Origin of the sequence: Actinoalloteichus spitiensis RMV-1378 (assembly GCF_000239155.1) — a bacterium.
GTDB lineage: Bacteria > Actinomycetota > Actinomycetes > Mycobacteriales > Pseudonocardiaceae > Actinoalloteichus_B > Actinoalloteichus_B spitiensis.
On sequence record NZ_AGVX02000665.1, the window covers coordinates 1 to 11661 of the forward strand.

The window sequence follows — 11661 nt, forward strand, 5'->3', positions numbered from 1 at the left end:
GACCGCGCCGACCGCCAACGCGGCCACCCCGGGTGCGCCGCCGACCTCGGGGGCGAACCAGGGCCCGGGCACTCCACCGCCCACTCCCCGCCCCGACGACCCCGGACGACCCACCCCGTCGTCCGAGAGCAACCGGCCGCCGGCGAGCGGTTCCCAACCGACCCGCCCCGACCCGGGCGGCAGGTCGGAGACCATGCCCGTCCAACCGCCGGACAGGCGTGCCGAGGGCGCGACACCGCCGCCGCCTGCCACACGCCCCGTTTCCGGACGGGGCGACACCGAACAGCCGGGCCCGACACCCGTCCTCGTACCGCCCACGGCCGCCGCCACGAAGGACGGCTCCGCCCCGCCTGCGGGACGGGACCCGTCAGCCACCCCCGACCGCCGTGCCGAGACGGCCAACCCGAGCGACGGACCCCAGCGACCCCGCACCGAGTCCGAGCTCGCGGCACCGCCCGCACCACCGCCGCGCCCAACGATCACCCCCGAGGAGACGGCGGCGATCTACCGCGTCCAACAGGAGGCGTTGGACGAACAGCTCGCACAGGTCAGGGCCGACCGCACGATGACCTGGGACACCATGACGTCCTCGGACGGTGGAGTCACGGTGCGGGTGGAACGCGCCACCCGGGACCCCGACTGGCCGGTGAAGAAGGACGCCCTCCAAGGGGCGCTGGACAAGGTGTCGCACGCCGGGTACCGGTTGCCCGGGCCGGTGACGGTGACGATGGCGCCCCCCGACGCGCGGGGCGTGCTGACGCAGATGATGCACCTGCGGGACCCGGAGACCGGCGCCCAGTCCTGGCACCTGCTGCTGGGCCCGAACGCTTTCCGGACCAACGACGTGTCCCACGGCCAGGACCTGGTGCGCGGGGGGGCCGGGGAGAGCGGGTTGCGCGGCGTGGCGCACCGCGTCGCCGACGACCGGTACGACGCCAAGCACAGGTTGCAGGCGCTGTACCCCGGCAACCACAAGCCCAAGTCGGGCACCTACCGCAGGGCGATCGCCGAAGCGACCTTCGTGCACGAGCTGGGGCACGGCCTGCACACCGCGCAGGACCCGTCCCAGTGGTTGCGCGTGCAGGACCACAGCCTGGGCGGCACCCAGGCGACCTCGATCACGGCGCAGAGCGCGCCGAACGTGAGCCACTACGCGACGAACAACGGCCTCGAGTTCGTCGCCGAGGTCTTCACCGCCCACGTGTACGGCGAGACGTTCCCCAACGACGTGCGCGCCGAGTACGCCGAATGGGGCGGTCCGCAGAGCACCCGTCCGCCCGCACCACGTGCTCCGCTGCCGGCGGACGGCGACCACGGTGACTCCGCCACCCGCGAACCGGGCCAGAACCCCAACGACTCGACCACCACTGACAACCGGCCCGGCCCGGACACCCGCGACACGGGGAGCCCCCACGGTTCTCCCGCGCGGCCTGGTCGCGAAGTCCCCCCGCTCGATCCCGAGCTGCGGGCGAAGCTGGACGAGACGCCCTGGGTGGAACGGCGGAGGTACCGCCAGCTGCCCAGCCAGGACAGCCGCAGCGGCCTGGTGCCGCCCAGCGAGGGGGTGCCGCGCAGGCGAGTCGTCCCCGGTCGACCGTTCGGGGAGCACACCGCCTTCGACGTGCGCCGGGCACAGGTCGGCGACCAGGGCGTCACCGAGGTCCGGGTCGTCGTGCGCGTCAACCCGGAGCCGGGGTCCACGGCGGACCCGGACGCCGTCTGGGCCGAGGCGAGCAAGGGTGTCGACGACTACTTCAACTCCCGCGACCTGCGGCTGCCCAACGGCGACCAGCTCCGGGTGCGGATCGAGCGAGCCGTGGGTGACCAACCCGCCCACCACGAGGTGCGGATCACCGAGAGCGGGAGGAACGACCAGCGCAACTGGCGCCCGGGACAACCCGGTCTGGTCTACGCCCACGAGATCGGGCACATGATCGGCCTGCCCGACGAGTACAACCCCTCCGGAGACGCCGACGGCCTGGCGATCACCGGCACCCTCATGGGTGGTGACACCACCTACCGCGACACGGACGGCACCATCCGGGAACTGCCCGGAATCCAGACCCCCGACCGCTACATGCAGGTGCTCGACCAGCACGTCGGCGACCTGTCCGCCGGGCCGCCCTCCTCCCGCACCACCGCCGCCGAGGACTCCGCCGGCGGGCAGGGCGACCGTGGCGGCCCCGACCGGTCCCGCGCGGAGGACGACGCGTCCCGCGACCTCGACGCGCCCCCCGCACCTGGGAGCCGTAGGGAGCAGGGCGTCGAGGAGCGGGAGCGGGAGCTGTCCCGCAAGTACCACACGAGGATCGGGCCCGCACCGGGTACGGACGGCAAGCACTTCAGCCACTCGATGCTCGACAAGATCGACACCGTGCTGGAGGGCCTACCTCCCCTGCACGTCCGGGACAACCCGTTCCTCGACTCGATCGTCCGGTCGGAGAGCAGGAGCGGCGCGAGCCACTACAACCTCGACACCAACAGCATCGAGGTCGTGAACCCCGGCGGAATGCCCTCCTGGCTCTACACCAGGCTGAACCGGGGGATCGGTTGGCAGCGCTGGCTGATGGACCTCGGCCCCCTCTCCCAGTACGAGGGGCTGGGAACCCGGGACACCCTGCGGATCGGTGGCGAGCGACGGCACGTCATGGCCGGGGTGTCCGACGTCCTGGCCCACGGGAACCTCGTGGAGTGGACACTCCGGCACGAGGTCGCCCACTCCGTCGACAACGCGCACGACTGGTTGGAGAACCACGCCCACGAGGACCGCTTCGGCGGGTGGGCCATGCACGTGGACGGTGAGGGCGGTCACGAACTGTCCAGTGTGGTCGACGCCGTCGTCACCAAGATCGGGATGACGCCCGAGGAGAGGGCACTCACCGACAGGTCGGGACGGACCACCTTCTCCGATGCGTTGACCGCCGCCCTCGACCCGGAACGGGCACGGCGTGACCCAGGGGAACTGAGCCGCCTCACCAACGACTACGGCCATCACGGGCCCGAAGTTCGTACCAAGGTCCAACAGGCCGTCGACTTCGCCAGGGCCGCGCTGAGGCAGCCCTGGACCCTCGACGACGGCGGTGGTGACCGGCTCACCGTCGACGGGCGCATCTACCAGGTGAGCCCGCACAACCAGTGGGTGAGCTACCAGGCCTCCGCTCGGGACCACGCGGTGTCCAACTACCAGTTCTCCGACCCGATGGAGTGGTTTGCCGAGGCCTACGCCGCCTACCACGACCCCACTCCGGGGCCCCGCGCCGCCCTCACCCAGGAGGCGCGGGACTGGTTCGAGCACAACGCGCGCGAGGCCACACCGCCCGGCAGCCCGCGTCTGGGCGGCACCGAGCTCGCCGCGCCTCCCGCACCGCCGCCAGGGCCGGCACCCCAGCAGACGGCACCCGATCCGCAGACCGCCCAGGGCAACCAGGATCCCGTGGCGAACTCGACCACGAGCCAGGGCGACGCCTCGAACCCGGGCACCAGCCCACGCGGCGCGAACACCGCGGAGTCGCCGAAGCCGCTGACCGACGGGGTGGCACGGCACGCGCCACCCGGGGAGGACAGGGCCAGCGGCCCCACCCCGGAACACCGCGCGGACGCCATCGAGCAGCGCCAGGCACGAGAACCGCGACGGGCACCGCTCCCCACCCAGCGTGCCTCCTCCGCGCCGCCGGCACTGCCGTCGGCCCCGTCCAACGGACGCGCGCCGGCGCCCGACGCTCCCGATCTCGGGCCAGACCGCGTCGAGCGAGCGGCAGCGGACGTCGAGGGCACCGGTGCGCCCACCCGGCAGCCAGGAGAGCCGGAGAGCACCCCGGAAAGCGGAGCCGAGGCGTCGAGCCAGGTCGTCGCGGACCAGGAGCCGCCCACGCGCGTCCAGCCGGACGGGTCGGACGCGGTCCGACCTGCCGACCACGGTCCCACCGCCGAGCTCACCAGCCCCGAGGCGACCACGAACCCTGAGCAGCCTGTGGAGTCCCAGCGGCCTCCGGCGGAGCCCGGCGCCGTGGACGACTCCGGAAGCCGGGTCTCCGACCGGGACTCGGCCACAGCCGACGAGGCCCGGGGCGGGGCGGACCGCCCGGTCCAGGAAGGCGGGTCGGTCACGCCCGACCACGAGGGCGTCACCCCGAGCGGTCGTCCCGATCTCGCCGACGGCGCTGATCCCAACCGGGGTCCAGGGCAACAGGAGGGCTCGGCACAGCGTTACCCGTTCGAGACCGTCCCCGCCGGCGTCGTGAGCTCCGATCTCTCGTCCCTCGTTCAATCGAACAAGGATTTCTCCGAGTTCGACGCGGGCCAGCCCGCACCGGGCACCACCGGGTCACCGTCGGGACCGAACCCTTTGCGGGGCTCCGCCGAGGAGTCGTCCAGTTCCCCGTTCGGGACGGTCTCCCTCCCCCAACGAGTCGTGCACATCTCGCAACTGCTCGATGAAGTTCGTGGGCAGCACAACCAACCTGAGGGTGACAACCCGCTGACCGACTCCGTCCCGCAGGTGGTCGGTGATGGGTCGGCTGTGAGTTCGGAGCCGGTGGCCGGGTCTGTCTCGCAGGAGACCCCGACAAAGCCCCAACGCGACCTGCTGCCCCGGGACCTCAAGGACGCTGGAGTCGTCGGCCCGGAGGCCAAGGTCCGGTCGATCGAGCTGGACCAGGACTCGGACTCCGCACGGCCCTCGAACAGCTCGGCCGAGGGCGGGAAGTCGGCCGGGAAACAGCCGGCTCCGAAGCAGCAGCTCACCACCCTTCTCGACACCCTCACCGCCGGGGACCAGCCCAAGAAGCTGGGGCTCAGCGCGGCCGAGGGGACGACGCTCCGCACCCAGGTGCACGACCTCGTCCGCCGCGAGGGCACGGTGGGCGCGCTGCGCCTGCTGACCGACGGGCACCTGTTCCAGTTCAAGACGGGCAACAACGGCCCTGTCCGCGACGTGTGGGTCCGGCTCACGCCGGAATCAGTACTGCCGTCCCCGGACGAACCCGCCACGAAGTCGACCACGGAGGCTCAGGCCACCGACAAGGCGGAGTCGAGCCGCGAGGACGGTTCCACGGCGAACGAGAAGGACAACGCCCAGGAGGACGCCGGGGACAAGGACATCACGGCCGACAAGGGCAAGGAAGCCAAGGACAAGGAAGCCAAGGACAAGGAAGCCAAGGACAAGAAGGACGAGGGGCCCAAGGACGAGGTGGCACCGGGAACGTCGATCTCCTCGGAGCGTTCCCAGAACACGCAGAGCAGCCGGACCCTGATGCCCTTCACCCTCCGTGCGGCAACCCTGCTCCAGATGCTGACGGGTGCCCCGATCATGGTGGCGCCCACCTTCAGGAGCACCGCCGACCGGTCCACACAGGATTCCAAGCAGCGGGTCGGAACCTCTTCGCGGACGGTGTCCAAGGAGGGCGACGCCTCCCTGTTCGACGTCCGCTTCCGAGCCGAGGTCCAGGTGGAGGGCAACGGGAAGCCGAAGCAGTCCGGGGTCAGCCTCCCCGGCAAGGTCCGCCTGAGCTACTCGGAAATGGCACTGCGCGACGCCCGCCCCGGGGAGTCCGGCACGACCTCAACCTCGGGATCCTCCACGGGCTCCACCGGGGAGGGCGGAACGTCCACCGCCAGTGACCGACCAGCGCCCGCTGGCCAGCAGGCCACCGCAGGGAACTCGGGAAGCGGCGACACGCGAACCACCGAGGACACCAGCACCAAGGACGACAAGGACATCCAGGCCGACAGGGACAAGGACGCCAGGACCGACAAGGATGGGCGGTCCCCGCAGGACGGCAGGACGAACCCCGACCCGGCCGAGCCGAAACCGGCCGTGACCCTGCCACCAGCGCTGCTCGACCACATCGTGTCGGTGGACCTCGTCTCGGGCCTGGGGCAGGTCCGCGCGGACGTCATGCGCAAGCTGCCCGCCACGGTCCCCGTCGAGGGCACCATCCGTCGGGACGCGGTGAGCCGGATCAACTCGGCACACCTGGAGAAGGCCGGGCCGGACGCTCTCGTCCACGGGCTCTCCACCTCCACTCCCCAGCCCTTGGGGCGACGCACTTACCACCAGGTCCTGCCTGATGTCAGCACGACCACGACCACCAGGTTCCGCGGCTTCCAGCGCCACGACGCCGGCGAAGCCGCCCTCGGTCACGAAGCCTCCGTGACCGGAAGCCAGTCGAACGAACAGGGACGGTCCAGTGGATTCGAGCTCGGAGTCGAGGTGCGGGGTTATGGTCCCGGTGGGGAGCTGAGCCACGGACAGCAGATGAGCGTGGGTGGGGTTGGCACGGTCGGATTCGGCGCCTCCCGCAAGACGACGGACTCGTTGGCCTACAACCAGGCGTTCAAGACCGAATCGAAGATCGATTCCGACACCACCCTTTTCGTCCTGGATGCCGAGTTCAGCGCGAATGTCACCGCCACCCGGTTCCGTGGTGTGGAGAACGTCGACTTCACCGTCGACGGCAGGAAGGGCACCGTGCACGTCCGGGTCCGCAGCTCCGAGGCGGACACCGTGGAGCAACTGCTCGGCGACGCGCTCAAGGACCAGTCGACCGCCACCGGCAAGTCGGGTGGGGCCGAGGAGTCGAGCACGGTCGACGGGGCGGGCGGACCCACCACGGCTTCTCACCCGAGCGGCAACTCCCTCACCAGGACGACCGGTCAGACCGGCCACCAGGGCTCGAGCGACAGGGCGACGGCCGACCGCACGAACAACCCCGCCACCAACCCGCCGGCCGCGAACGGGGGCCGGCAGGCCAACGCCATCCGGTGGGACCGCCTTTCGGTACCCCTGCCGTTACGCAAGCTCTTCGGCGCTCGGCGGGACACCCCGATGACGGACAACGACCAGTCCACGGACATCCCGCTGACGCCCATCACCCAGCCGAACCAGACGGGTCAGACCGGCGCGGAAACCGGGGCTCCCGCCCAGTCGACGGGAGACAACCGCACCTCCGGCACTGACGGGCGCCGCAACGACGGCTCGAATCGGGGCGAGACCGGGGACACGCAGCAGAACCAGCCGGGGACCGGTGAGGACAGTGGTACGACCGCGGTGGATACCGGGGCCGGTGGTGAGGACAGTGGTACGACCGCGGTGGATACCGGGGCCGGTGGTGAGAACAGTGGTACGACCGGGGTGGACACCGGCGCCACTGGTGAGAACACCGGCACCACCGACGCCACCTCGTCCACCAGCGAGGACGGGGCAGCGACCACGAAGCGACCCGGGGTCGAGCGGCAGGCCGAGCTGAGGGCGGCTACCGAACCAAGCCTGTTCAACCACACCGAGCGGGTCAAGGGTGCCCACCAGGCCCTGAACAGGGCGCGCGCGGACATCGAACAGCGCCTGGCCAAGGACGGCGTCGACGTCGACCAGCACGTCAGGGCGCAGATCACCAGGAGCCTGACCTCCGCCATCAGCCAGTCGCGGATCGAAGGCGACTACCACCGGATCGCCGTTCCGGGAGGTCCCCCGCTCACCTCGACGGTCCGGGTCGCATCGCGCGAGTTCGAGGTCGCCCTGACCGCTACTCCCGACACCGACCCGACGAACGCGGTCCACTCGGAACGGTCGGTCAAGGAAGGTGAGATCACCGTTACCCCGGGGCAGGGCGCCGGGATCGGCACCAAGGTCCAGACCGCTGGCTCGCAGTTCGCCTCGTTCATGTTCGGCTTCCGCTCCCGGCTGAGCGGGCACCACAACCTCGCGCGATTCCTGGGTGGCTTCCACCTCGGCCCGAGGTACCGCTCCGAGCACAACCACGGCTCCGGACTGACCAGCACGACCAGCGTCCAGAACAAGATCAAGTACAAGGGGCCCGTCCGGGAGATCGAGCGTGGCGGGCAGCTGAACGTCACCATCACGGAACCGTCCAACAGCAAGAGCGACAAGACCGCCTTCTCCGTCCCGGTGGTCGCTCGCCACCAGGTACCGGAGTTCCAGGTACCCACGGACGGCAAGGACAACCCGCAACGCTCGGTGGAGAAGTCCTCGCCCGGCAAGCCGATCATCGACCCCAAGGACGCGGACCTGGGGAAGAGCAGCCTCGAGGACGGCATCGACCTGACCGGAGCCCTGGTGACCAGGCCCATCACCGACCTGACCACCATCAACGAGGCGCTGAGGACCGCGCAGCAGGATGTGCGCGAAAAGGTCAAGGCCAAGACGAGCGAGACCGACACCACGATGGTCGTCGACGCCGAATGGTTGTTCGCCAACCAGGACCGCCTGGTGGGGGAGGGCGCGGTGCTGCCGCACGGTACGCAGGAAGGGGTCATCCTCGACCGCACCGAGTTCGGCGGCATCATGTTGCGCGCGCACGGTGCGACCTACGTGGACAGCCCGCCCGGATTGACCCCGAGCGAGCAAACCACGGTGGACAGCTCCCGCAAGCAGACGAGCGGGAGCAGCAGTGACACCACGATGAACGTCAACGTGATGGTCACGCCGGTCGTTGGCAACGCAGGTAAGACCTGGTCGGGTGAACACTCGGCGGGCAAGGGGTACGGCGCCAAGAAGGTCACCACCGTGGAGGGCGTCAAGGGCACGGTGTACCACCGCTACCGTGCCGACGCCGTGGTGACAGTCTCCGCCCATGCCTGGCAGAACCTCTTCGGGCAGCCGAACCAGGACGGCTGGGGCCGCCGGCAGTTCTTCGGGTACCCGATGGCTCCGGCGACGAAGAACGTCACGGTGCTCTTCCCCAACGCGCTCGAGTTCGTCGTCACCGAAACCCAGCGCCAGGACAAGAAGCTTCCCGAGCCCCCCAGCACCGCGAAGGACGACACGGCGAAGACCACCGAGAGCGGCACGACCGGCACGAAGAAGAGCACCGAGGAAGCGGAGTCCCCGGAGCAGACCACGACGGGCACCGAGGCCAGCTCAGCCAGGAAACAGAGCGACGGCAGCGACACGGCGAGCGACGGGGGACACGACGCCCAGCAGCCCGGGCCGTCGGACACCACCGAGTCGGCGAAGCAGGGCACGACCGTGGGGGAGGGGCGAACGGACCGGCGAGGCGAACAGGCGGCCGAGCACGTCACCGACGCGACGGACGCCACCACGTCGACGACGAAGGCTCCGGCAAGCACCACCGGCGACACCACCGGCACGACTCCGGAGAACACCCCCGAGAAGGATGACCGGAACTCCGGGAAGTCCGACGACAAGGCCTCGACCTCCACGGAGAAGGACGGGACGACCGACGGGAGCACCGCGACCACGGAGAGCGGGAAGGAGAACCCGGGCGCTGGTACCCGGAAGCTCCCGCCCTACATCGCGCTTGGTACCGGTCTGGGCGCCGACACCGCCCTGGTGTCTCCGGAGGGCCTGAAGGACGTCGACGCCGCTCTCAAGAAGGTGATCGCGAAGGTCACTCCCGGCGCCGCGCCCTTCGTCAAGGAAAGTTCCCAGAACCCGCCCCCGATCGGGGTGCTCGCCCGTACGAGCGAGTTGACAGCGGAGTCCCGGGGCGGAGCCACCGTGGAGCGCATGGCCACCGGGCAGGCGAGCGTGCTCCACACCCGGTCCATGGTCTTCCAGGACCGGACCTACGAGTACCGGGTGATCGCGCGGGAGGACCCGAGCAGGGACATCAGTCATCTCGGGCAGGAGGAAAGGAAACACCAGTCCGAACAGGCCACCTCCACTCCGAGCGAGAAGGGTGGCGGCAAGGGCACGGGCGTGTCGGCCGCTGTCGGCCTCAGCTACATGTTCGGAGAGACACCGCCTGAAGGGCCACCTCCCGCCGGGATGGGTGGACCAGTGTTCGGTGGGAACTGGAGCAAGAGCAAGAGCGTGTCGCGCACCGACGAGGCCGTCGACAAGCGCGGGGACAAGGTCGAGGTGACCAAGGTCGAGCGGTTCAGGGTGCCGCTCACCTACGAGATCGAGGTGTACCAGGTCGACACGCCGAGCGTGTTCATGTCCAAGATCTCCGGCGGCCACAGTCCGCACGTCCTGAACTCCGACAACTACCGCAAGCCCACTACCCGGCAGCTGACCGTGCCCGAGGACCTGAGAACGGTTCCCGGAAAGGTCGATCTGCTCGTCCCCCACGACGACACGCTGCCGGTGGAGCGGACCGACGGGGACAAGTCCGGCTCGACGCCGAGTGAGGGCCAGCCGAAGTCCGACGGGAAGCAGCCGGAGGGCAAGTCGAACGGCGCCTCCTCTTCCTCGACAGCGCCACCGAACTCGACCTCTGCGCAGGGGGAGACGAGCTCGGCGCAGGGGAACACGACGTCGAGCGGTGCCCCCTCCTCCAGGGAGCGGATGCCGGCGCTCGAACGGCTCGCCAAGGACGAGAAGCCTTCGGGGAAGAACTACACCGACGTCCTCCGCAAGGCGACCACCCTGCGTGTGCGTGGACTCGCCACTGACGGGCTCGCCGACCACGTCATCGACTCCGCCGTTCGCACGCCGAACAAGGGCGGCGACCCGTCGCACCGCACCGAGCGCCTCTACGGGGACGCCACGGCTGAGCGTCGGGAGATCCGTGACCTGGCCTCGGAGCGGCAGCTGTCCGCACACCTCCCGCGGATCCTCAGTGGGGAGACGACCTACTCGCACGAGGTCGTCAACCGCAACCGTTACCGGACGGCGAAACACACCACCGAGATCAAGCCGAAGGTGTATGAAGTCGAGTTCGACGGTTCCCGCACCGTCAAGCGCGAGATCTCATCGAGCAGCGGGCACTCGACCTCGGTCAGCCACACGGAAGGCCGGGTCAAGGGGACGAACTCCGGTGCGATGGGGTCCAACTCGAACGGATCGGCCGGCGGCAGCGGCGGCGGTACCCCCGGCCTGACTCGGCGGACGGGCAGTTCGTACAGCGAGAAGAACGAGAACGTCTCGGGTGAGAAGAGCACTCACGAGAACGTCACGCTCTACCGGTACCGCGCGGACGTCTACTACGACATCGTCAACAGCTTCCACAAGCGGCGCGGTGTCCTCCCCTGGCAGTGGGACCGTCGCCTCGTCTCCCCGGTGGACATCACCACGACCACGACGGTACGTGGCCGGCAGGGCCTGTACTTCGAGCTCACCGAGGCCGAGGCCAAGGAACTCGGTCTGCCGACCGAGAAGAAGCCGCCCGTCGAGCAGCAGAAGCCGGTGGAGCAGGCGGCGCCGGTGGAGCAGCGGAAGTCGGCTGAGCAGCAGGGGCCGGTGGAGCAGGCGGCGCCGGTCGAGCAGCAGAAGCCGGTGGAGCAGCGGAAGTCGGCTGAGCAGCAGGGGCCGGTGGAGCAGAAATCTCCCCCTGACGAGCCGGAGTCGCCGGCTGTGGAACCGGAGGGGCCTGCCGTCGAACAGCAGGCACCTGCGGTCGATCCGGAGGCCCCTGCCGCCGAGTCGGCGGCGCCGGTGGTCGTTCCGGAGGTTTCGCTGGTGGGGGAGCAGGGGGCTTCCCTTGCTGGGCAGCAGGCGGCTGTTCAGTCGGAGGGGCCTGTTGTCGGTCAGCAGGTACCTGCGGTTGATGCGGGGGTCTCTGCCGTCGAGTCGGCGGCGGTTGTTGAGTCCGGGGTTCCGGCTTTCGAGTCGGAGGGGCCTGTTGTCGGTCAGCAGGCATCTGCGGTTGATGCGGAGGCCTCTGCCGTCGAGTCGGCGGCGCCGGTGGTCGAGCCGCCGGCGACCGCCCCCGAGTCGGAGGGTGACGGTCCAGCCGG

2 protein-coding genes are annotated in these 11661 nt (G+C 70.1%); one reads left to right on the plus strand and one right to left on the minus strand.

Features of this window, described 5'->3' with window-relative positions:
- Positions 1 to 195, minus strand: a 195-nt coding sequence (locus tag ACTIDRAF_RS34640; protein ID WP_039789174.1) for a hypothetical protein, incomplete at its 3' end; no start/stop codon positions are given.
- Positions 196 to 526: 331 nt separating this feature from the next.
- Between ACTIDRAF_RS34640 and ACTIDRAF_RS30850 the strand changes: the two genes are divergently transcribed.
- On the plus strand, positions 527 to 11661 hold an 11135-nt coding region (locus ACTIDRAF_RS30850), incomplete at its 3' end, for a hypothetical protein (protein WP_016701160.1).